23 protein-coding genes and 1 pseudogene are annotated in these 22,614 nt (G+C 59.2%); 14 read left to right on the top strand and 10 right to left on the bottom strand.

The features are described from left to right. Positions 1-17: 17 nt before the first annotated feature. On the top strand, positions 18-1,106 hold the full coding sequence (locus tag HWQ14_RS04925) for a cellulase family glycosylhydrolase (protein WP_176609122.1): 1,089 nt from the start codon (positions 18-20) through the stop codon (positions 1,104-1,106). On the opposite strand, the gene emrD is transcribed toward HWQ14_RS04925, so the two are convergent. The 4 genes from emrD to tisB form a co-directional block, all read right to left on the bottom strand. Next, a complete protein-coding gene (gene emrD, locus HWQ14_RS04920) occupies positions 1,009-2,193 on the bottom strand; it encodes a multidrug efflux MFS transporter EmrD (protein WP_176609121.1) in 1,185 nt (394 codons plus the stop codon). The genes HWQ14_RS04925 and emrD overlap by 98 nt on opposite strands. A 175-nt stretch (positions 2,194-2,368) precedes the next feature. Continuing rightward, positions 2,369-3,202, bottom strand: coding sequence for a DMT family transporter (locus tag HWQ14_RS04915; RefSeq protein WP_176609120.1), 834 nt, complete (start codon positions 3,200-3,202; stop codon positions 2,369-2,371). 62 nt (positions 3,203-3,264) lie between these two features. Then, positions 3,265-3,711, bottom strand: a complete 447-nt coding sequence (locus HWQ14_RS04910) for a GNAT family N-acetyltransferase (protein ID WP_176609119.1) — start codon at positions 3,709-3,711, stop codon at positions 3,265-3,267. 64 nt (positions 3,712-3,775) lie between these two features. Then, on the bottom strand, positions 3,776-3,865 hold the full coding sequence (gene tisB / locus HWQ14_RS04905; protein ID WP_047347446.1) for a type I toxin-antitoxin system toxin TisB: 90 nt from the start codon (positions 3,863-3,865) through the stop codon (positions 3,776-3,778). Positions 3,866-4,352: 487 nt separating this feature from the next. On the opposite strand from tisB, the gene HWQ14_RS04900 reads away from it, so the two are divergent. The 10 genes from HWQ14_RS04900 to HWQ14_RS04855 all read left to right on the top strand — a co-directional run bounded on the left by HWQ14_RS04900 (position 4,353) and on the right by HWQ14_RS04855 (position 13,593). Beyond that, on the top strand, positions 4,353-4,667 hold the full coding sequence (locus HWQ14_RS04900) for a type II toxin-antitoxin system HigB family toxin (protein ID WP_176609118.1): 315 nt from the start codon (positions 4,353-4,355) through the stop codon (positions 4,665-4,667). Continuing rightward, positions 4,664-5,083 carry a helix-turn-helix domain-containing protein gene (locus HWQ14_RS04895; RefSeq protein ID WP_176609117.1) on the top strand — a complete coding sequence of 140 codons (420 nt, stop codon included), beginning with the start codon at positions 4,664-4,666 and terminating at the stop codon, positions 5,081-5,083. The genes HWQ14_RS04900 and HWQ14_RS04895 overlap by 4 nt, the downstream gene beginning before the upstream one ends. 145 nt (positions 5,084-5,228) lie before the next feature. After that, on the top strand, positions 5,229-5,327 hold the full coding sequence (gene ivbL / locus HWQ14_RS04890) for an ilvB operon leader peptide IvbL (RefSeq protein WP_071830013.1): 99 nt from the start codon (positions 5,229-5,231) through the stop codon (positions 5,325-5,327). 104 nt (positions 5,328-5,431) lie between these two features. After that, positions 5,432-7,120 (top strand): acetolactate synthase large subunit, encoded by a 1,689-nt coding sequence (ilvB, locus tag HWQ14_RS04885; protein ID WP_176609116.1) that lies wholly within the window; start codon positions 5,432-5,434, stop codon positions 7,118-7,120. Between the two features lie 3 nt (positions 7,121-7,123). After that, positions 7,124-7,411 (top strand): acetolactate synthase small subunit, encoded by a 288-nt coding sequence (ilvN, locus tag HWQ14_RS04880; protein WP_148420378.1) that lies wholly within the window; start codon positions 7,124-7,126, stop codon positions 7,409-7,411. Positions 7,412-7,488: 77 nt separating this feature from the next. Further along, complete coding sequence (gene uhpA / locus HWQ14_RS04875; RefSeq protein WP_176609115.1) at positions 7,489-8,082, top strand: transcriptional regulator UhpA; 594 nt, start codon at positions 7,489-7,491, stop codon at positions 8,080-8,082. Then, on the top strand, positions 8,079-9,584 hold the full coding sequence (gene uhpB / locus HWQ14_RS04870; RefSeq protein WP_176609114.1) for a signal transduction histidine-protein kinase/phosphatase UhpB: 1,506 nt from the start codon (positions 8,079-8,081) through the stop codon (positions 9,582-9,584). Before uhpA ends, uhpB begins: the two co-directional genes overlap by 4 nt. Beyond that, positions 9,577-10,896, top strand: a complete 1,320-nt coding sequence (locus HWQ14_RS04865) for an MFS transporter (protein ID WP_176609113.1) — start codon at positions 9,577-9,579, stop codon at positions 10,894-10,896. The genes uhpB and HWQ14_RS04865 overlap by 8 nt, the downstream gene beginning before the upstream one ends. A 132-nt stretch (positions 10,897-11,028) precedes the next feature. After that, on the top strand, positions 11,029-12,426 hold the full coding sequence (gene uhpT / locus HWQ14_RS04860; protein ID WP_176609112.1) for a hexose-6-phosphate:phosphate antiporter: 1,398 nt from the start codon (positions 11,029-11,031) through the stop codon (positions 12,424-12,426). Positions 12,427-12,588: 162 nt separating this feature from the next. Next, complete coding sequence (locus HWQ14_RS04855; protein ID WP_176609111.1) at positions 12,589-13,593, top strand: alpha/beta fold hydrolase; 1,005 nt, start codon at positions 12,589-12,591, stop codon at positions 13,591-13,593. Here the strand turns inward: HWQ14_RS04855 and HWQ14_RS04850 are convergent. Continuing rightward, positions 13,581-14,484 (bottom strand): annotated as a pseudogene (locus HWQ14_RS04850) (LysR family transcriptional regulator). The gene HWQ14_RS04855 and the pseudogene HWQ14_RS04850 overlap by 13 nt on opposite strands. Before the next feature lie 99 nt (positions 14,485-14,583). Between HWQ14_RS04850 and HWQ14_RS04845 the strand changes: the two are divergent. From HWQ14_RS04845 to nepI, 3 genes are all read left to right on the top strand, one after another. Next, positions 14,584-15,036, top strand: a complete 453-nt coding sequence (locus HWQ14_RS04845) for a DUF1198 domain-containing protein (protein WP_063452074.1) — start codon at positions 14,584-14,586, stop codon at positions 15,034-15,036. A gap of 97 nt (positions 15,037-15,133) precedes the next feature. Beyond that, a complete protein-coding gene (locus HWQ14_RS04840) occupies positions 15,134-15,661 on the top strand; it encodes an SRPBCC domain-containing protein (protein ID WP_148420385.1) in 528 nt (175 codons plus the stop codon). 64 nt (positions 15,662-15,725) lie between these two features. Continuing rightward, positions 15,726-16,919, top strand: a complete 1,194-nt coding sequence (nepI, locus tag HWQ14_RS04835) for a purine ribonucleoside efflux pump NepI (RefSeq protein WP_148420386.1) — start codon at positions 15,726-15,728, stop codon at positions 16,917-16,919. A gap of 108 nt (positions 16,920-17,027) precedes the next feature. Here nepI and HWQ14_RS04830 read toward each other — a convergent pair whose 3' ends face one another. The 5 genes from HWQ14_RS04830 to HWQ14_RS04810 all read right to left on the bottom strand — a co-directional run bounded on the left by HWQ14_RS04830 (position 17,028) and on the right by HWQ14_RS04810 (position 22,606). Then, positions 17,028-17,933: an EamA family transporter gene (locus HWQ14_RS04830; RefSeq protein ID WP_176609110.1), complete on the bottom strand. Its 906-nt coding sequence runs from the start codon at positions 17,931-17,933 to the stop codon at positions 17,028-17,030. Positions 17,934-18,058: 125 nt separating this feature from the next. Beyond that, complete coding sequence (locus tag HWQ14_RS04825) at positions 18,059-19,438, bottom strand: carbohydrate porin (protein ID WP_176609109.1); 1,380 nt, start codon at positions 19,436-19,438, stop codon at positions 18,059-18,061. Between the two features lie 140 nt (positions 19,439-19,578). Continuing rightward, a complete protein-coding gene (locus tag HWQ14_RS04820) occupies positions 19,579-19,881 on the bottom strand; it encodes a PTS lactose/cellobiose transporter subunit IIA (RefSeq protein WP_014168006.1) in 303 nt (100 codons plus the stop codon). Between the two features lie 5 nt (positions 19,882-19,886). Further along, positions 19,887-21,263: a glycoside hydrolase family 1 protein gene (locus tag HWQ14_RS04815; RefSeq protein WP_176609108.1), complete on the bottom strand. Its 1,377-nt coding sequence runs from the start codon at positions 21,261-21,263 to the stop codon at positions 19,887-19,889. A gap of 17 nt (positions 21,264-21,280) precedes the next feature. Then, complete coding sequence (locus HWQ14_RS04810) at positions 21,281-22,606, bottom strand: PTS sugar transporter subunit IIC (RefSeq protein ID WP_176609107.1); 1,326 nt, start codon at positions 22,604-22,606, stop codon at positions 21,281-21,283. Positions 22,607-22,614: the final 8 nt, after the last annotated feature.

The raw sequence follows: 22,614 nt of genomic DNA, 5'->3' as shown, positions 1-22,614 counted from the left end.
TGTGTCCTGGATAAACCGTGCTAAAGGCTTTCATTGTCACCCTGTTAGCGATCGCTTCCGGCTGGGCCTGTGCCGCTGAGCCGCCCCTCACGGCTGCCCGATACGCGCAGTTGCTGGGCGTGGGGATGGACGTGGACTGGGCGCGCACCGAGCGCGGCATCCGCGAGTTCGACCCGCTGGTGGTCCGCGATTTTCGGGCGAAGGGCATAACGCACGTGCGTATTCGTGTGGCGGGCGAGCCGACGGAAGCGCGGCTGATTCACCTGCGCAAGCTGGTGGAGGCCTGCAGGCAGTACGGAGTGATCCCAATCGTTGCTTATCAGGCCGATGAATATAAAAATGACCCGAAAGCCGATACCGAGAAAGAGACGATCGGCTGGTGGATTGCCGTGGCGCACTATTTCAGCCACAGCTACCCGCTCCTCGGTTTTGACCTCATTTACGAGCCAACCGACAGGCTGAACCACAACCTCGCGTCGTTAAACCGCGTCTATGAAAAAAGCATTAAGGCAATCCACGACATCGACCCGCAGCGCATGATCTTCATCGCACCGCGCCTGCGCGCCGCGCCGGAGGATTTATCCAGCCTGAAGCTGCCTGCCCATAGTCAGAACTACCTGCTGGCGGAGTGGCATATTTTTCCGTGGGGGCCGCTGAAAATTAACGGCAGATACCCGTGGACCTCCGGCACGGCGGCGGAGAAAGCGGCGATCCGTAACCGCATCACTACCGCGCTGCGCTGGCAGCAAAAAACCGGCCACGTCAGCTGGGTTGGCGGCTGGGGCGTGGGAGAATCACAAAGCCTGACGCCAACCGCCTCGCAAATGGCGTTCGCAACGTTTATGGCCTGCGAGCTGCAGCAGGCGAAAATTCCGTATGCGCTGAACGCCGATTTCCAGTTTTACGACGGGGAAGAGGGCGCCTGGCGGCCTGCGCCAGAGCCGTTATTGCAGGCGATGATTGCGCCCGTCTGTGAAAAGCCCGGCGAGAAGCCGGGCCATCGTGCGGTTAAACCGGCTGCTCGTGATGCGGAACACGCGACGCCAGCGGCAGCCAGCACAGCAAAATCAGCAGCCCCATCAAGGTCATCAGCAAACCTAAACTAGCCTGCCCGGTCTGCGGCATCATCGCCGACAGCCAGGCCAGCGCGCCGGAACCGATGTTCTGCAAACCGCCCACCAGCGCGCCCGCGGTGCCCGCCAGGAACGGGAACGGCTCCATCGCGCCGCTGGTGGCGAGCGGGAACAGCATGCCCGCACCGAAGAAGAACAGCGCCGCCGGGACGAGTAGCGTCCAGACCGACATGACGTCAAACAGCCCCGGGATCCACATCATCAGCCCGGCCAGCAGGCAGCTAATGACCGATTGCCACATTAGCGTGGAGAAGCGCTTGTTCGGGCGACCGGCGAACCATGCCCCGAAGAACGCCGCCGGGATCGGCAGAATAAACAGAATGCTTACCACCATGCTGCTCAGGCCCAGACCCGCCCCCAGCAGCACGCCGGAGCAGGCCTCGAATACCGCGATACCCGCCAGACCGCCGATCAGCATCAGCAGGTAGCACGTAAACGCCCCGTTGCCGAACAGCGTTTTGTAGCTGGTGATGAGCCGGGTGCGCGGCGCGTCCTGCGGCCGCGTTTCCGGCATCCAGCGCGCCATGCTGAAGGTGACAATCACGCACAGCACCAGCAGGAAGGCGTAGCAGGCGCGCCAGGACCATACGGTATCCAGCAGCCCCCCAATCAGCGGCGCGAGGAGCGGGCTGACCAGAATGCCCATGTTTAACAGGCTGTTGGCGTGACGAAGCTGGGTGCCCTGGTACATATCGCGCGGCAGGGTACGCGCCATGACTCCGCCGACGCCCGTGCCCACGCCCTGAAGGGCGCTGGCGGCAATCAGTACGGTCAGGCTATGGGTAGAAATGGCAATCACCGTCGCCACCATGAAAATGCTCATACCCACCAGGATCACCGGGCGACGCCCGACGCGATCGGAGAGCGGGCCGTAGATGAGTTGCGAAACGCCGTAGGTCAGCAGGTAGGATGCCATCACGCTCTGAACCGCGCCTTCGCGAACGTTCAGGTCTTTTGCCATATCGGCAATAGCCGGAATGTAGATCGTTTGCGCCATCTGACCGACGGCCACGAGTAACACCAGCATCAACAATAAGTTCACGTTCCGTTGCTTTTTCATGTCGCTGAATACTTTTGCCAAAAGAGAGAAATGAAGAATAAGTGACTACGCATTCCCATAAATGCGCGAGGAATCTACCACAGAGAGATGACAATTTAAGCATTGTCGTGGTGAATGGGAAAAGCGGAAAAGGCAGGATTTGTAAACAAGATCGGCAACTAATGTTGCCAGTGGATTACGCGAGGCGCAGCAGGATCGCGCCAGCGGCAATTCCCAGCGCCGCCGCGACGCGCAGGCCGCTAACCTTCTCTTTTAAAAGCACAAATGCAATGGCTGTGCCGAAGAGAATCGAGGTTTCACGCAGCGCCGCGACCACCGCCAGCGGCGCCTGCGTCATCGCCCAGAGCGCCAGGCCGTAAGAGCCCATGGTGGCAACGCCGCCGGGCAATCCTTTTTTCCAGTGCAGGCGCAGGTAGCCGGACGCTTCACGGCGGCGCGCCACCATCGCCCAGCCCAGCAGGCAGGCGCCGTTCATGAAGAAGGTCCAGAGCGTGTAGCCCAGCGCGGAATCCGCTAACCGCACCCCGGTACCGTCCACCAGCGTATACCCGGCGATAAAACAGGCGTTCAGCAGGGCAAGCCAGATCCCCTTGCGTGACTGCACGCGCCCATGCATCGACATCGCCAGAATAGAAAGGCAGATCGTGCCAATACCGGTCCAGGCGAGCCAGGAGAGGCTATCCCCGAGCATCAGCACGCTGGCCAGCGCCACCAGCAGCGGGGCGGTTCCGCGCATCAGCGGGTAGGTCTGGCTCATGTCGGAGACCTGATAGGTTTTTGCCACCAGAACCGTATACACCACCTGTAAGGCACAGGAGACGAACAAATATGGCCAGCTGGCGGCGGAAGGCTGCGCAGAGAAGGGCAGTAAAATCAGGGCAATAAGCGCGGCGGAGCCGCTGACGCTAATGGCGGAATAGAGCTTGTCCGTTCCGGCTTTAACAATGGCGTTCCAGCTGGCATGCAGCAGTGCGGCGAACAGCAGAATGCAGAAAACGGTGATGGTCATGGCGTACCGGATGGCGAAATGTCATACAACTGTAACATTCACCCGTCGATGCTGCTACCCGTCTACACCGCGCAAAACAGGCGGTGCGTTACCCGGGGTTCGTCCGAGACCAGCGTAAAACCCGCCCGGTGATAGAACCCGAACGCAGCGTCCGGCGCATGGGTATTCAGAAAATCAAACCAGATGCTGGCGTCGGCCATCACCACGGTTAAAAGCTGTTTACCAATCCCCATCCCGCGGCACTTCTCGCTGACGTAGAGATGTCGAATGCGCCCGGCGCGCGGCTGCTGGCTGAACGGATCGCGGTTAAGGCCGCACACGCCCACCAGCCTGCCGTTGAGAAACGCGCCCAGTAGCTTTTCGCCCGGCGCGTTAAAACGATTTTCTCCACGCTGCCAGTTCTCTTCCAGCCTGCGCAGCATGCTGAAATTTAAGGCGATACTCTCGGCCTTCAGGGCAATATACCCCGGCTCGTCCGGTGTGACAGGCTCAATTAACAGACGCGACATAGCATTCCCTCGTTATTAAAGAGGGGCGGTTACCCGCCCCTCTCAGGTGCGGCTTGAACCTGAATCACCGAATGAATTTCAGGACAGCATCAAGCAGTTGCAGTACAGCAACAATGAGTTTGAGGATAAGTATGACCATATCCACGACGCTCATACGCGTCTCCTTTTGGTTAAAAGGAGCACGATGCTGGCGTACCTTTCCGCCGCCTGTTGCCAGCACCTGGATTGACGTAACACAGTGTGCTCACTTCAGGGGTTAAGGCACTGACGGCACCACCCGTTTCAGCCAGGACTTCGTTGCGCCGGTAGAACTGCGGCCCCCTCGCTCACTGCGAACATACTCAGTATAGATAAATACTGTATGTATGAACAGTATTTTGTGGACAAAATGTGGAAGGCAATCCATACTCAAAAACGTCAAAATCCGTGCCGGAATTGCGCGTTCGTGTTCGATCGCGTATACTTTTTGCGTTGACGTAACACAGTGTGTTCTGCGGCGACCAACCGCAAAACTCTGAAAAAAACCTCGCTTAGGCGGGGTTTTTTGTTTTCTGTTGTCGTAAAAATGCTGCCTCTCGTTGACTTATTGGCAATGGATGTTATCGTTGCCATAATGGCAACGGACGCGGCAGGCATGCAGTATGCACTTAATCTCGATGAAGGCAATTTTGGATGCGGTAAGTCAGTTTCCGCAACACAGGGAAGAGCTCCTCTTTTTAGGACGAGTTATCGAGAAGAGCCATTGCCCAACGCCCGCCGTGCTGAAAAAGCTTTTTCCAACACTGGATAACTTCAAGTATCTCGATAAGCATTATGTTATTGATATTGCAAACAACAATCTCAGAGTAGTGGCTCTCATATTTTTTGAAAGCCAGAAGTTTTATGTGCGCCATGTTTTTACTCATAAGGAATATGACCGTTTTACGGAGAAACATCGCACTAAGGGGAAGAAATGATGATCGTCGCTGATGCAATGAAGGCTACGCATGATCTTGTCGCGGCTGTTCCTTTACTGGGTGAACATCCGAACGAGAAGGATTACCAGGACGCACTTGAGCTGGTTGAATATCTGCTTATGAATGAGCCCGGCAGTCCTCTGCTGGATATCGTATGTGCAAGAATTAGTCGTTACGAAGCGAATCGACCCGAAATTGTCGCGTTACGCCAGGAGATAGATTCTGTTCCTGTGGGGATTGCAGTTTTACGAACCCTTATGGATCAGCACAAACTTACGCTCTCAGACTTTCAGGATGAAATAGGCAGTAAATCAATGGTTTCGAGGGTTCTCAACGGGCAGCGCCAACTTACGCTGAACCATATTAAAAAACTGGCGGCCCGTTTTGGCGTTTCGCCTGCATTGTTTATTGAATAAAAAAACGGCTGCTCGCCGTTTCATCACCCAACAAACGAAACGTGATCCCTGACGCATTTTTGCACAGATGAAAATATTTCCATTGTCACGTACGAAAACCTGTGTTTGTATAAATTCAATCAATGATTCTAAACACAGGTCCCCCATGACTGCATCCATGAACACCGCGACCCTACTAAAAACTGCGCAACCAGCCGCAGTGGTCGTCGTGCGTGTGGTGGTGGTCGTCGGCAATGCGCCGTAGGGACTGGATCAACACACGAATCCAAAACCCCGCCGGCGCAAACCGGGCGGGGTTTTTCGTTTAGGACCCCTCCCCGGAAAGTCGGCCCATAAAAGGACTGGAGCATGGCAAGTTCGGGCACAACATCCTCAAAGACGCGCTTTACAGGCGCGCAGCTGATTGTTCATTTACTGGAACGACAGGGCATTACCACGGTTGCGGGCATCCCTGGCGGCACGGTGCTGCCGCTGTACGATGCGTTAAGCCAGAGCACGCAGATCCGCCACGTGCTGGCCCGCCACGAGCAGGGGGCAGGCTTTATCGCTCAGGGCATGGCGCGTACGCAGGGCAAACCGGCGGTCTGCATGGCCTGTAGCGGGCCGGGCGCAACCAACCTGGTGACCGCCATCGCCGACGCGCGTCTCGACTCCATTCCGCTGATCTGCATTACCGGTCAGGTGCCGTCCTCGATGATCGGTACCGACGCGTTCCAGGAAGTGGATACCTACGGCATCTCTATCCCCATCACCAAACATAACTATTTAGTTCGCGATATCAGCGAGCTTCCTCAGGTTATCAGCGATGCGTTCCGCATTGCGCAGTCTGGCCGCCCGGGCCCGGTGTGGATAGACATTCCTAAGGATGTCCAGACCGCAGAAATTGAGATCGACGTACTGCCGGAGCCGGGCGCCCGCGCGTCCGCGCCCGAATTCAGCGCTGAGAGCGTGCGCGACGCCGCGGCCATAATTAACGCAGCCAAACGTCCGGTGCTCTATCTGGGCGGCGGGGCAATCAACGCCGCGGATGAAATCCGTCAGTTCGCTGAAAAGGCTAACCTGCCCACCACCATGACCCTGATGGCGCTCGGCATGCTGCCCAAAGCGCACCCGCTCTCTCTGGGGATGCTGGGCATGCACGGCGCGCGCAGCACCAACTATATTCTGCAGGAGGCTGATTTGCTGATCGTGATGGGCGCGCGTTTTGATGACCGGGCGATCGGCAAAACCGAGCAGTTCTGCCCGAACGCCAAGATCATTCACGTGGATATCGACCGCGCCGAGCTGGGTAAAATCAAGCAGCCGCACGTGGCGATTCAGGGTGACGTAGCGGAAGTGCTGGCGCAGCTGATCCCGCAAACGGACGCAACTGACCGCGCCGACTGGCGTCAGCTGGTGGCCGATCTGCAGCGCGAGTTCCCGGGGGCCATCCCGTCCGAAGGCGACCCGCTGAGCCACTACGGGCTGATTAACGCCGTGGCCGCCTGCGTGGACGACAGCGCAATTATTACCACCGACGTGGGGCAACACCAGATGTGGACCGCCCAGGCCTATCCGCTTAACCGTCCGCGCCAGTGGCTGACCTCTGGCGGCCTCGGCACCATGGGCTTTGGCCTGCCTGCCGCCGTGGGTGCGGCGCTCGCCAACCCTGACCGCAAGGTGATCTGCTTCTCCGGCGACGGCAGTCTGATGATGAACATTCAGGAGATGGCCACCGCGGCGGAAAACCAGCTGGACGTCAAAATCATTCTGATGAACAACGAGGCGCTGGGGTTGGTGCACCAGCAGCAGAGTCTGTTCTACAAGCAGGGCGTGTTTGCCGCGACCTATCCGGGGACGATCAACTTTATGCAGATTGCCGCCGGTTTTGGCCTGCACACCTGCGATCTGAACGCGGAAGAGGACGCCCACGCGGCATTGCAGGCGGCGATCTCCCGCCCTGGCCCGGCGCTGATCCACGTGCGTATCGACGCGCAGCAAAAAGTGTATCCAATGGTGCCGCCGGGTGCGGCAAATACTGAGATGGTGGGGGAATAAGCCATGCAGAAACAACATGAAAACGTCATTCTGGAACTCACCGTCCGCAACCACCCTGGCGTCATGACGCACGTCTGCGGGCTGTTTGCCCGCCGCGCGTTTAACGTGGAAGGCATTCTCTGTCTGCCGATTCAGGGCAGCGAGCACAGCCGCATCTGGCTGCTGGTCAACGATGACCAGCGTCTGGAGCAGATGATGGCGCAAATCGACAAGCTGGAAGACGTCACCAGAGTGGTGCGCAACCAGTCCGATCCCACCATGTTTAACAAAATTGCGGTGTTCTTCGAATAAATCGCTCATTGCTTGAACACCCGCGCGCTTATCGTTAAGGTAAGCGCGTTTTTTTATCCGCCCGCCAGGAACGCGCCATGACCACCATCGCCCTTATCGACGATCACCTAATCGTCCGCTCCGGATTTGCCCAGCTTTTAAACCTCGAACCGGATTTTCAGGTGGTGGCCGAGTTCGGCTCCGGGCGCGAAGCGCTGGCGGGCCTGCCGGGGCGCGGGGTACAGGTGTGTATCTGCGATATCTCCATGCCGGATCTCTCCGGGCTGGAGCTGTTAAGCCAGCTGCCGAAAGGGATGGCGACCATCATGCTCTCGGTTCACGACAGCCCGGCGCTGGTGGAGCAGGCGCTCAACGCGGGCGCGCGCGGGTTCCTTTCCAAACGCTGTAGCCCGGACGAGCTGATTGCCGCCGTGCGCACCGTCTCTACCGGCGGCTGCTACCTGACGCCGGATATCGCCATCAAGCTGGCGGCCGGACGGCAGGATCCGCTGACAAAACGCGAGCGTCAGGTGGCGGAAAAGCTTGCCCAGGGGATGACGGTGAAAGAGATTGCCGTAGAGCTTGGCCTGTCGCCAAAAACCGTTCACGTTCACCGCGCCAACCTGATGGAAAAACTGAACGTCAGCAACGACGTTGAGCTGGCGCGCCGCATGTTTGACGGATGGCAATGAACCCGCTGATTTCGCGGCTGATCGCCGTCGTTGCCAGCTTTTTTATCTTCTCCGCCGCGTGGTTTTGCCTGTGGAGCATCAGCCTGCATCTGGTGGAGCGCCCGGAGCTGGCGGTGCTGCTGTTCCCCTTCGGCCTGCGTCTTGGATTAATGCTGCAATGCCCGCGCGGCTACTGGCCGGTGCTGCTTGGCGCGGAGTGGCTGATGCTGATCTGGCTGGCGCGGGAGGTGGCGCTGGCGCATCTGCCGTTATTGACGATCGGAAGCGTGCTCACGCTCCTCCCGGTTGCGCTTATCTCCCGCTACCGCCACCAGCGCGACTGGCGCACGCTGCTGCGTCAGGGTGCGGCGCTATTTGCCGCCGCGCTGCTGCAGTCCCTGCCGTGGGTGGGCGACAAGGAGATGCTCAACGCCCTGCTGCTGACCCTGACCGGCGGCCTGACGCTGGCGCCGACCTGTCTGGTTTTCTGGCACTACCTCACCAGCACCGTATGGCAGCCGCTCGGCCCGGCGCTGGTGTCTCAGCCCGTCAACTGGCGCGCCCGGCACCTCATCTGGTATCTGCTGCTGTTTGTGGTTAGCCTCTGGCTACAGCTTGGCCTGCCCGCTGAACTATCGCGCTTCACGCCGTTTTGTCTGGCGCTGCCGATCGTTGCCCTTGCCTGGCACTACGGCTGGCAGGGAGCGCTGATTGCGACCCTGATGAACGCCATCGCGCTGATCGCCAGCCAGACCTGGCACGACCATCCGGTGGATTTACTGCTCTCGCTGCTGGCGCAAAGCCTGACCGGGCTGCTGCTCGGGGCGGGCATTCAGCGTCTGCGCGAGCTGAACCTCTCCCTGCAAACCGAGCTGGCGCGCAACCGCCGTCTGGCTGAACGCCTGCTGGAGACCGAAGAGAGCGTGCGGCAGGAGGTGGCGCGCGAGCTGCACGACGATATCGGCCAGACCATTACCGCCATCCGCACGCAGGCGGGCATCGTCCAGCGCCTGGCGGCGGAAAATGCGGGCGTGAAGCAGGGCGGGGCGCATATCGAACAGCTTTCGTTAGGCGTATATGACTCGGTGCGCCGGCTGTTAGGGCGGCTGCGCCCGCGGCAGCTCGACGACCTTTCGCTGGCGCAGGCGGTGCGCTCCCTGATGCGCGAGATGGAGCTGGAAAGCCGCGGGATCGTCAGCCACCTCGACTGGCGCATTGATGAACCTGCGCTGAGCGAAGGCCAGCGCGTGACGCTGTTCCGCGTCTGTCAGGAAGGGCTGAACAATATCGTCAAACATGCCAGCGCCAGCGCGGTGACGATACAGGGCTGGCAGCAGGACGAGCGCCTGATGCTGGTAATTGAAGATGACGGCTGCGGCCTGCCGCCGGGCTCCGGCCAGCAGGGATTTGGCCTGGCGGGCATGCGCGAGCGCGTGAAGGCGCTGGGCGGCACGCTGAACATCTCCTGCACCCACGGGACGCGCGTCAGCGTCAGCCTGCCGCTTCGGAGTCACCATGTTTAACACCCCTGTCGACGCAGCCCCGATACGCGATAAGGCGGAAATCGACGCCCGCTACCGCTACTGGCGACGCCATATCCTCGTCACTATCTGGCTCGGCTACGCGCTGTTCTACTTCACCCGCAAAAGCTTCAACGCCGCCGCGCCGGAGATCCTCGCCAGCGGCGTGATGGCGCGCACCGATATCGGCCTGCTGGCGACGCTGTTTTATATCACCTACGGGCTGTCGAAATTCCTTTCCGGCATCGTCAGCGACCGCTCCAACGCGCGCTATTTTATGGGATTCGGGCTGATCGCCACCGGCGTGGTGAACATCCTGTTTGGCTTCTCCACCTCGCTGTGGGCCTTTGCCCTGCTGTGGGCGCTGAACGCCTTTTTCCAGGGATGGGGCGCGCCGGTGTGTGCCCGCCTGCTCACCGCCTGGTACTCGCGCAACGAGCGCGGCGGCTGGTGGGCCATCTGGAACACCGCGCATAACGTCGGCGGGGCGCTGATCCCGATGGTGGTCGGTGCCGCGGCGCTGCACTACGGCTGGCGCGCGGGGATGATGATTGCCGGCTGTCTCGCGATCCTCGCCGGGCTGTTCCTCTGCTGGCGGCTGCGCGACAGGCCGCAAACCGTGGGGCTTCCGCCGGTAGGCGACTGGCGGCACGACGAGATGGAGATTGCCCAGCAGCAGGAGGGGGCGGGGCTGTCCCGCAAGGAGATCCTTACCAAATACGTGCTGAAAAACCCGTACATCTGGCTGCTGTCGCTCTGCTACGTGCTGGTCTACGTGGTGCGCGCGGCCATCAACGACCGGGGCAATCTGTACATGTCCGAGACGCTGGGTGTGGATCTGGTGACCGCCAACTCGGCGGTGACCATGTTCGAGCTGGGCGGGTTTATCGGCGCGCTGGTGGCGGGCTGGGGCTCGGACAAACTGTTCAACGGCAACCGCGGCCCGATGAACCTCATTTTTGCCGCCGGGATCCTACTCTCCGTCGGCTCGCTGTGGCTGATGCCGTTCGCCAGCTACGTGATGCAGGCGGCGTGCTTCTTCACCACCGGCTTCTTCGTGTTCGGCCCGCAGATGCTGATCGGCATGGCGGCGGCGGAGTGTTCGCACAAAGAGGCGGCAGGGGCGGCGACGGGCTTTGTCGGCCTGTTCGCCTACCTGGGGGCGTCGCTCTCCGGCTGGCCGCTGGCGCGAATAATCGACATCTGGCACTGGAGCGGATTCTTCGCGGTGATCGCCATCGCGGCGGGGATTTCGGCCCTGCTGCTGCTGCCGTTTTTGCATGCGCAGGCGCCGCGTGAAGCCAGCTTGATGTGATGCGCTTCACCTTTTGGTGCCGGGAGGCGCAAAACTAAGACATTTTCCCGGTTTTACCTGGACGCTGTCTCAGGCATCTCTCCCGGCTGATTTTTACAATGCGGTAAAAATCAGCTCAGGAGTAAACCAACCATGCTGGCCTTCCTCAATCAGGTGCGCAAACCGACCCTGGATCTGCCGCTCGACGTGCGGCGCAAGATGTGGTTCAAACCGTTCATGCAGTCTTATCTGGTGGTCTTTATCGGCTACCTGACCATGTACCTGATCCGCAAGAACTTTAACATCGCCCAGAACGACATGATCTCAACTTACGGGCTGAGCATGACGCAGCTGGGGATGATTGGCCTGGGCTTCTCCATCACCTACGGGGTGGGGAAAACGGTTGTGTCCTACTACGCGGACGGTAAAAACACCAAGCAGTTCCTGCCGTTTATGCTGATCCTCTCCGCCATCTGTATGCTTGGCTTCAGCGCCAGCATGGGCGCAGGCTCCGTTAGCCTGTTCCTGATGATCGCCTTCTACGCCCTGAGCGGTTTCTTCCAGAGCACCGGCGGGTCGTGCAGCTACTCCACGATCACCAAATGGACCCCGCGGCGCAAGCGCGGGTCGTACCTCGGCATGTGGAATATCTCCCACAACCTCGGCGGTGCCGGTGCGGCAGGCGTGGCGCTGTTCGGCGCGAACGTCCTGTTCGACGGCCACGTGATCGGCATGTTTATCTTCCCGTCGATTATCGCCCTGATCGTTGGCTTTATCGGCCTGCGCTTCGGCAGCGACTCCCCGGAATCTTACGGCCTCGGCAAAGCCGAAGAGCTGTTCGGCGAGGAGATCAGCGAAGAGGACAAAGAGACTGAAGAGAACGAGATGTCCAAATGGCAGATCTTTGTTGAATACGTGCTGAAAAACAAAGTGATCTGGCTGCTGTGCTTCTCAAATATCTTCCTGTACGTGGTGCGCATCGGTATCGACCAGTGGTCAACCGTGTATGCCTTCCAGGAGCTGAAGCTCTCGAAAGAGGTGGCGATTCAGGGCTTCACCCTGTTCGAAGTGGGCGCGCTGGTCGGCACCCTGCTGTGGGGCTGGCTCTCGGATCTCGCCAACGGCCGACGCGCGCTGGTGGCCTGCGTTGCGCTGGCGCTGATTATCGCCACGCTCGGCGTGTACCAGCACGCCAGCAACCAGTACGTCTACCTGGCGTCCCTGTTCGCGCTCGGCTTCCTGGTATTTGGCCCGCAGCTGCTGATTGGCGTGGCGGCGGTCGGCTTCGTGCCGAAAAAAGCGATCGGCGCCGCCGACGGGATCAAAGGCACCTTCGCCTACCTGATCGGCGACAGCTTCGCCAAGCTGGGCCTGGGGATGATCGCCGACGGCACGCCGATTTTCGGCCTCACCGGCTGGGCGGGCACCTTCGCGGCGCTGGATGCGGCAGCGATTGGCTGTATCGTCCTGATGGCGATGGTGGCGGTGCTGGAAGAACGTAAGATTCGCCGTGAGAATCGTGCGCAGAAGCAGAAATTAAAAGCGGCCTGAGTGTGCAGGTAACTTCTTTGCCCGGCGTGTGATGCCGGGCTTTTTTGTTTTGAATCTCCAGTCTTTACCCCGCTTTACACACCCATTCCTCTCCTTGCTCTACAGTGTTTTTGCTGCCGCCTTTCGCGCAGCCTTAGCCCTTTTTGCTATTGGAGAGCTTGCATGTTGACCCGACGATTATCCTGCCTGGCGCTGCTGGTGGCGCTGTCAACCCCCGCAATGGCTGCGGATGCCCCCACCTACGGCGAGAAGCTGGAAGGTTTCGACTACGGCTGGCCGGTAAAACACTTTACGTTTACCTCGCAAGAACAGTCTCTGGATATGGCTTATCTGGACGTGAAGCCGGAAAAGCCCAACGGCCGCACCGTGGTGCTGATGCACGGCAAAAACTTCTGCGCCGGCACCTGGGACGGTACTATCCGCGCGCTGTCGGCGAGCGGATATCGGGTGATCGCCCCCGACCAGATCGGCTTCTGTAAATCCACCAAGCCGGAGCGGTATCAGTACACCTTCCAGCAGCTGGCGGATAACACCCACGCCTTGCTGAAAACCCTCGGCGTCGATCGCGTGACGGTTATCGGCCACTCGACCGGCGGCATGCTGGCGACCCGCTACGCGCTGATGTGGCCGCAGCAGGTGGAGCAGCTGGTGATGGTCAACCCGATAGGCCTGGAGGACTGGAAAGCGCGCGGCGTGCCGCATATTACGGTCGACCAGTGGTACCAGCGCGAGCTGAAGGTCAGCGCCGACGGCATTCGTCAGTACGAGAAAAATACCTACTATGCCGGAGAGTGGAAGCCGGAATACGAACGCTGGGTGACCATGCTCGCCGGGCTGAACAACGGGCCGGGAAAAGAACGTGTGGCCTGGAACTCGGCGCTGCTCTACGACATGATCTACACCCAGCCGGTGATCTACGAATTTAGCGAACTCAGCATGCCGGTATTATTGATGATCGGCACGAAGGACAACACCGCCATCGGGAAAGATCTCGCCCCGCCTGAGATCCGCAAAACGCTCGGCAACTATGCGGTGCTGGGGAAGGAGACGGCGAAGCGCATCCCGCACGCGACGCTGGTGGAATTTAACGACATGGGCCACGCGCCGCAGATGCAGGATCCTGAGCGCTTCCACGAGGCGCTGCTTAAGGGGCTTCAGGCCCGCTGACTGGTTTGCAGTAACAGCCCGCGCAGCCACGCCTGCGCGGGATTGCGGTGCGTTCTGCCGTGCCAGGCCATGCTTTTGGTAAAGCCTGGCACGGGAACTGGCGTCTCGCAGATGAACATTCCCGTCTGATTTTCCGCGATGCGTGACGGCACGACGGCAATCATATCGCTGAGGGCCAGCACGTCCGGCAGAACCAAAAAGTGGCTCACCGAGAGTCCCACGTGCCGCGTTCGGCCAATTTTCTCCAGCGCGCTATCGGTTACCCCGCGAAAGCCGTCTCCCTCGTAAGAGACCAGTACATGCTCAAGGGCGCAAAATCGGTCTAACGTCATTGGCTCTCCGGCGTTTGGATGATCGGCACGCATCATGCATACGTACCGTTCATCATAAAGCGCACGGCTGTGAAGCTCATCGGGTGTGGTGTGGGGGGGTGATAAGCGCTACGTCAATAGCGCCCTGCTCAAGCTGGCTGACAAGGCTACCGGGGGTAACGGGCACCACGCGCACGCGTATGCCAGGCGCCTGTGTTTTAAGGGCGGCGATAAACGGCACAACAACCGCCCGAAGTGCATAATCCGTAGCGGCAAGAGTGAAGGTGAGGCGAGCGGTATTAGGGTCAAAGGCAACGGGCTGAAGCAGCACGTCGATATCCGCGAGAATGCGCTTCACCGGAGCGGCCAGCGCTTCCGCGCGCGTGGTTGGCACCATGCCGTGCGGGGCGCGGATAAAGAGCGGATCGTCGAAGTAGTCCCGCAGGCGGTTGAGCATGCCGCTCACGGCGGGCTGGGTCAGAGCAAGACGCGCCGCCGCGCGGGTGACGCTGCGTTCATCCAGCAGAGCGTCGAGCGTTTTCAGCAGGTTTAGATCCAGCGTGCGCAGATCCGCTTTCATGGTGTTTTGCTACCTCTTTTCCGTTCACTATTATGGCGCTGCCCGCTGTCGACGCGTTGCGTTTCCCGCTATGATGGGCGGCTAGTCTAAGGAGAACGCATGGTCTGGATAATGCTGGCAACGCTTGCCGTGGTGTTTGTGGTTGGGTTTCGTGTCCTGACCTCGGATTCCCGCCGCGCCATCAAACGTTTAAGCGAACGGCTGGGTATCACCCCGATGCCGGTCGAGTCGATGATCGACCAGTTCGGTAAAACGCCGGGCAATGAGTTTATCCGCTACCTTGAGCGCCCAGACGAAGCGCACCTGCAAAACGCCGCCCAGGTCCTGCTTATCTGGCAGGTCTGCATCGTCGACGGGAGCGAGGAGAATCTGCATACCTGGCACCGCATGCTGCGTAAAGCCCGCCTGGCCGCACCGATCACCGATGCGCAAATCCGCCTCGCGCTCGGCTTCATGCGCGAGATAGAGCCCGATCCGCAGGAGCTTAACGCCTTCCAGCTGCGCTATAACCAGCTTTTCCTCCCGGAAGAGGGCGTATTTTATCTGCACTGATATCACGAAACGTGATGAAGAGTATAAAGCATCGTCATTAGATTTATATCTGCCGCAGGCGCACCATCACTTCATCCACTCGATGATGAGGTGAACCATGAAACAATCCGCCATTATCTGGCCAAACGACTACCTGCCAGGCACAACCGATAACTTTGCATCCAACGAAATCATCGTCGCCGGGCTGAGCGCAAAAGAGATTTGGGCGCAGCTTAACGACACCACCCTGTGGCCGAACTACTACAGCAACGCCGAAGATATTCGTTTTCACGACGGCAGCGGTCCGGAACTGAGCGCCAGCGCCCGCTTCCGCTTCACGACCTTTGGCTTCCCGGTTGAGGCGCAGGTCACGGAGTATGTTCCGCCCGTTGACGGCGAAGCCGCACGGATCGCCTGGCACGGCTGGGTGGAGGGCGATGCCAGCTCGCGTCTGGATGTGATCCACGCCTGGCTGTTTGAGGACTTGCCGGGAAACCGCGTCCGTATTCTGACTCAGGAGTCGCAGAAAGGCGTTCCTGCACAGGAACTTGCTCGCACCGTGCCGAATCCGATGATCAACGGGCACCAGGAGTGGATCGTTGGGCTGGCGAATGCAGCGATGCAAGAAAAGTTGTCGAAACGTTAAATTCGTCACACTTTTGATGATAAACTGCGCGACTTTTCCGCACGTTTTTATCTCAGGTGACGCCATGACAGAACATATCCAGCCCACGACCCCGCCGCAGGCCAAAGAGGTTTCACGCCCCAACTGGTCGGCGGTTTTCTCCGTGGCGTTTTGCGTAGCCTGCCTGATTACCGTTGAGTTTCTGCCGGTCAGCCTGCTGACGCCGATGGCGCAGGATCTGGGCATTTCCGAAGGCGTGGCGGGGCAGTCTGTTACCGTCACCGCGTTTGTAGCGATGTTCGCCAGCCTGTTTATTACCCAGGCTATCGGCACCATCGACCGCCGTAAGGTGGTCATTCTGTTCAGCGTGCTGCTGACGCTCTCCTGCCTGCTGGTCTCCTTCGCTGAAAGCTTCACCCTGCTGCTGCTCGGCCGTGCCTGTCTGGGTCTTGGGCTTGGCGGCTTCTGGGCGATGTCGGCCTCGCTGACCATGCGCCTGGTGCCCGCGCGCACCGTGCCGAAAGCGCTGTCCGTTATCTTCGGTGCGGTCTCCATCGCGCTGGTGATTGCCGCGCCGCTGGGCAGCTTCCTCGGCGGGATTATCGGCTGGCGTAACGTCTTTAACGCGGCGGCGGTGATGGGCGTGCTGTGCATTATCTGGGTGTGGAAGGCGCTGCCGTCCCTGCCGGGTGAGGCGGCGCACCACAAACAGAACATGTTCAGCCTGCTTAAACGCCCGGGCGTGCTGGCGGGGATGACCGCCATCTTCATGGCCTTTGCCGGGCAGTTTGCCTTCTTTACCTATATTCGCCCGGTGTATATGACCATGGCGGGCTTTGACGTGGACGGCCTGACGCTGGTGCTGTTGAGCTTCGGTATCGCCAGCTTTGTCGGCACCTCGCTGTCGTCCCAGTTCCTGAAGCGCTCGCTGAAGGTGGCGCTGGCCGGTGCGCCGCTGGTGCTGGCGATAAGCGCGGCGGTGCTGGTGCTGTGGGGCAGCGATAAGTGGGTGGCGTCTGCCATCGCGATTATCTGGGGCTTTGCCTTTGCGCTGGTGCCGGTGGGCTGGTCGACGTGGATCACCCGCTCGCTTGCCGATCAGGCGGAAAAAGCCGGGTCGATTCAGGTGGCGGTGATCCAGCTGGCGAACACCTGCGGTGCGGCAGTGGGCGGCGTTGCGCTCGACCACCTGGGGCTGACGTCTCCGCTGGTCATTTCCGGCACGCTGATGCTGCTGACCGCGCTGCTGGTGGCGGGGAAAGTGAAGGCGAAGTCGTAAATTCCCCCCTCACCCCGGCCCGCTCCCCACTGGGGCGAGGGTGAAAAGACTGCACCGGGCCGTCCCCTCTCCCCATAGGGGAGAGGGTTAGGGTGAGGGGACATTCGCTTATGCCGATGTCTGAACCCGTCTTCTCGAATCCATCGAAATCAACACTACCGACGACACGATCAGCAGCGTGCCCAGCCAGTCCGGAAGGGTAAACGCCACGCCCAGTAAAATCACCGACAGCAGCGCGCTGCTCAGCGGCTCGGCGCAGCTCAGAATGCTTGCCTTCGGCCCGCCGATCATCTGCGCGCCTTTCAGGTACAGGCTGAACGTCAGCGCCGTGCCGATCACCACCAGGTAGAAAAACGCCAGCAGCAGGCTGCCGTCTATAACAAACGCGGTGCCGCGTCCGGCGTAGAACGGCGTCAGCGTTAAGCCGGCGATCAACATACTCCAGCCGACAATCGGCAGCGTGCCGTAGCGGGCGATAAGCGTTGACGGATAGGTGGTATAAAACGCGGCGGCAAAGGCCGAGGCGATACCGAAGAACAGCGCGGCAGGCGAGATGGAGAGCGAGGTTGGGTCGCCGTGGGTGACCAGCAGGAAGGTGCCGACCAGCGACGTCAAAATCGCCGACAGGACAAACACGCCGGGACGCTTCTTCCGCGCCAGGGCGAACCACGCCACGATGATGGTTGGCGACAGGAACTGGAGCACGGTCGCCGTAGCGGCGTTGGATTTTTCAATCGTCAGCAGGAAGGTGAGCTGCACGGTAAGCGCGCCGACCAGCGAGAAAAACAGCAGGCTGATGGCGTCTTTACGGTTTTTGATGACCGAAAAAATCTTATCGCCGTGAACGAAGGAAAGCGTCAGGAGGATCACGCCGGTAAACAGCAGGCGAATCATGGTCAGGTAAGGCGAAGAAATGTGGCTTTTCTCCATGATGTACTGCGCGCAAACCCCGGAACTGCCCCATAAAACGGCGGCGATCAGGACGTTTAGCATCCCTTTACGTGTGGACCCCATGTTCTCCCCTGCGATGTTGTCGTTAATTGGCCAACAGCATAGCATGGTTGTGTGCGGCCTGATGCCCTCACCCCGACCCTCTCCCACGGGGAGAGGGGGGAAACACCGTTTTGCTTCTAACTTGCTTAGAACCACGCCTCCCACATCGCGCCGACGTTGAAGTCGTCGAGCGTTTCGTCTTTGGTGTTGTTCACGCGCGCGGTGCGTTCGTTATCCACCTTGCCGCCGGTCACGTAGAAGCGCAGCATCGGACGGAACTCCGGCCCCATGGCGATAGACATGTTCTGGGATAGAGTCAGCTTCCAGCCCTTGTTGTCGCCGCCGTTATCGTAGTCAACGTGCTGCCAGCCCGCTTCCAGCCAGGTGGAGTGAACGTCGTTCCACCAGTGCATCGGGCGCACAATCGCGTTGTAGTTCTTACGATTGTCGGCGTCATCGCGGCTGTTGTCATAGTCGTGGAAGGCGAGAATGTACTCCACCTGCGTGGCCTGGGTGAATTTATACAGCCCTTCGAAGCTGGCGTAGACCGTGGTCAGATCCTCGGTCTTGTTGAAGACGCTGTTGTCCGCGTTATCAGAGTAGCGGGCGATCACTTTGTTCACGCCGCTGTCGTTGGTGTGGCTCAGCACCACGCCCCCCTGCCAGGCATTCAGGCGCTCGTCGCTCTCGATTGCCTTAGAGTCGAAGCCGTAGTTGGCGTAAAGCTCCATGTCGATGGGGCCGAGCTTCATGCCGTGGATTTTAGAGGTGGCGGCGTAGTTGCCTTTATCGCCCGTGCCGGAACCGCCGGTACAGGTGATGCGCGACGGGTTCGCTTCGTCCTCCATCACTTCCGGGCTACAGGATTCCACCGCCGCCACGGCAGCGACGTCAAACTGCACGCCGCCGATGTCGAAGTTCTTCACCCCGGCGCCCTGGCCGTCGTGGTTCATCCAGAAGTAATCGTTAATGCCCTGCTGCGGACGCTGGTGGAAGTCCCGACCGGCCCAGAAGTAGGCGTTCGGGTTGGAGGCCATAACGTTGGTCACGCCCGCGTAGGCTTTTTTCAGGTTAACTTCGTCACCCCAGTGGTCGATCATCACGTTGATGTCCCAGACGGCGCCGTTTTCACCCTTGAAGGCCTTGGAGAGCTGGAATTCACCGCCGTTGCCTTCGTTACCCAGACGACCAATCGCGGAGGCACCGTTGTAGGAGCCGTCTACCGCCACGTATTTCTGATCGGCGGCCTGGAAGTGCGCGCCGTAGCGGGCGTAGCCGGTAAATTTAACCCCGAACGGGATCGCCATATCCGGGGACTGCGCCGCGCTTTGCGGTTCGGTTACCACGTCCGCTTTTTTCGCGATCGCCGCGTCCATTTTCGCCTGCCGTTCGGCCAGCGCTTTATCCACCGCTTTCGCCACAATGGCGTCGATTTGCTCCTGCGTGAATTCTTGTGCGAGCACGGAAATTGGGCAAAGCGCGGCGATAACCGCCATGGTTAATGGAAGTTTTTTACTGTTTTTCATTGTCGTCTCTATTAATTTACATTTTATTCAGACAATAATCCTCTCGTTCCGATTAGACAGAATATGTCGCTATCATCAGAAACAGAGTGATTTATATTTTCAGGTACGGAGGTCTTACGGTAACGTTATTTCGTCATAGGCTATCTCTGATATAAATGAATAATCTCTTCGGATAATTCACGCGCCAGCAGGGAGTTCATTAAATGATCCTGCGCGTGCACCATGATTAACGTCATCGGCTGGCGGGCTTCGCCCGCGTCCTGCTCGATCAGTTTTGTCTGCATCTTGTGCGCCTGGCGCGCGTAGCCGTCGGCTTCGCGCAGCAGGCTTTTGGCTTCGTCAAGGTTGCCCTGGCGCGCCGCGTGCAGGGCTTCAAAGCACAGGCTGCGGGACTGACCGGCGTTGACGATAATTTCCATTACGGCTTCTTCTAGTGCGATCATCATGGTTACTCTTTATCAAAGCTATTATTTAAGGCGGTGGCGGCAAACCACTCCCCGCTTTTCTTGATGGTGCGCTGCTGCGTCTCCAGATCGAGCTGGATAAAACCGTAGCGGTTTTTATAGGCATTACACCACGACCAGTTATCTATAAACGTCCACATATGGTAGCCAAGACAATTGCAGCCTTCGCTAATACCTTTGTGCAGCCACGCTAAATGACCGGAAATAAAATCGATGCGGTACCGATCGTTAATCTGGCCATTTTCAATAAAGCGCTGCTCATTTTCGACGCCCATGCCGTTTTCGGAAATAAAGCAGCGCGGGTTGCCGTAATTGTCGCGCAGGTTAATCAGAATATCGTAAATACCCGGCTCGTATATTTCCCAGCCGCGGTACGGGTTCATCTTGCGGCCCGGCATCTCGTAATTATCGAAGAACCACTCCGGCATAAACGGCGCCTGCGGGTTTACCGCGCTGTTGCGACACTTCACGCGACGCGGCTGATAGTAGTTCACGCCGAGCAGGTCGATTTTCCCCTCCGCAATCAGGAAACCGTCTTCCGGTTTACAGGCGGGTAATTGATCGTAGGATTTCAGCAGCGCCACCAGGTCTGCCGGGTATTCACCGCGCAGGACCGGGTCCAGGAAGCTGCGGTTAAACATCAGGTCTGCGATGTGCGCCGCCTTCACGTCTGCCGGATTCTGCGAACGCGGGTATGACGGCGTCAGGTTCAGCACGATGCCGATCTCCCCCGCGTAATGCCCGGCGCGGTAAGCCTGAACGGCCTTCGCATGGGCCAATACGGTGTGATAGGCCACGGTCGCTGCCCGACGAAAATCCACCACGTTCGGATAGTGAAAATCGTACAGATAACCGCCCTCAACCGGCACAATCGGCTCGTTGAAGGTAAACCAGTGCAGCACGCGATCGCCAAACAGCTCGAAGCAAATCTGCGCATAGCGGGCGTAAGCGTTTACCACGTCGCGGTTTTCCCAGCCGCCGATCTCCTGCATCGCCATCGGCATGTCGAAATGGAACAGGGTAATAAACGGCGTGATGCCCTGTTCATTCAGCTCATCAATGACCTGATTGTAAAAATCGACCGCTTCCGGGTTCACTTCACCGATACCGTCGGGGATCAGGCGCGCCCAGCTAATCGAGGTGCGAAAGCTGTTGTGGTTCAGCTGCTTTAACAGCTGAATATCCGTTTTCCAGTGCTGATAAAACGTGGAGGTGTGCTGCGGCCCCACACCGTTGTGAAAACGGTTCGGCTCGCGGGCAAACCAGTAATCCCACGTGGTTTCGCCCTCTCGTGTCCCTTCGGTCTGGAGCGCGGAGCTTGCGCTGCCCCACCAGAAATTATCGGGAAATGCGTATTTCATGTCCTTTCCTCTTTGACTTATTGGCTTACGGTTTCAGCTGCACCGACGGTTGCCTGGGCTTTCTGCTCTTCGTTTTTCATCAGCGTACGCTCATAGGCGCGCAGGAACGGCAGGTACATCAGTGCGGACATCACCATACACACCAGGCACATAATCACCGGGCTGAGCGCCCAGTTTGCCGCCCACGAGGCGCCAATCGGCGCGGGCGTGGTCCACGGCGTTAACGAGACGACCTGTGCCAGCCAGCCGAGCTTTGTTGCGCCGTACGCCAGGCAGGCGTTGACCAGCGGAACGAACACGAACGGGATAAACAACATCGGGTTCATGATGATCGGCGCGCCAAACAGAATCGGTTCGTTAATGTTAAAGAAGCTGGGCACGACGCCCATTTTGCCGATGGTGCGCAGATGCGTGGCGCGGCTGCGCAGCAGCAGGAACGCCAGCGGCAGCGTGGAGCCTACGCCGCCAATCAGCAGGTAGTGATCCCAGAAGCCTTGCAGATAAACGTGCGGGAGCGCTGCGCCAGCGGCCAGCGCCGCCTGGTTAGCAGAGAGGTTCGCCATCCAGAACGGGTTCATGATGCCGGTAACAATCAGCGACCCGTGAATACCGGCGAACCAGAAGATCTGGCACAGCAGTACGGAGAGCAGGATCGCGGGCAGGGAGTCTGACGCTGACACCAGCGGCTCCAGCAGGTGCATGATCGCCTGCGGGATAATCATTCCGGTCTGCGCTTCAATGAACAGGTTCAGCGGATGCAGCGTGCCGATCACCACCATTACCGGAATCAGGATCTCGAACGAACGCGCCACGCCGGTCGGTACCTCTTTCGGCAGGCGGATGGTCACGTTGTTCTGCTTCAGCCACGCATAGACGCGGGTGGAGTAGATAGCGGTAATCAGCGCGGTGAAGATGCCCTGGCCGGACAGATACTGCGTTGAGATCTTGCCGTCGGCATACGGCGCCGCAACCAGCAGAAAGGCCATAAAGGCCAGCAGGCCGGACATCACCGGGTCGAGGTTAAACTGGCGCCCCAGGCTCGCCCCAATCCCCACCGAAATGAAGAAGGTCATGACGCCCATGCTGAGGTTAAACGGCAGCATCAGCTGCTCGCGATAGGTCTCGGAGAAGTCCAGCCAGCCGCGGGCGAAGCTGTTGGTGGTATCCGCCGAGAACGGCGGGAAGATGAACACCAGCATAAACGAGCCGATGATCATAAACGGCAGCGCGGCGGTAAAGCCGTCGCGGATGGCAATCACATACTTTTGCTGGCCAAGCTTTGCGGCCAGCGGGGTAATTGACTGCTCAATAACCGCGACCATGGATTGATATAACGAACTCATGTGAACAC

The organism is Enterobacter cloacae (assembly GCF_013375935.1).
GTDB classification, from domain to species: domain Bacteria; phylum Pseudomonadota; class Gammaproteobacteria; order Enterobacterales; family Enterobacteriaceae; genus Enterobacter; species Enterobacter pasteurii.
The sequence above is the reverse complement of the archived record's forward strand: the minus strand, read 5'-3'. Positions and strand labels throughout refer to the sequence as shown.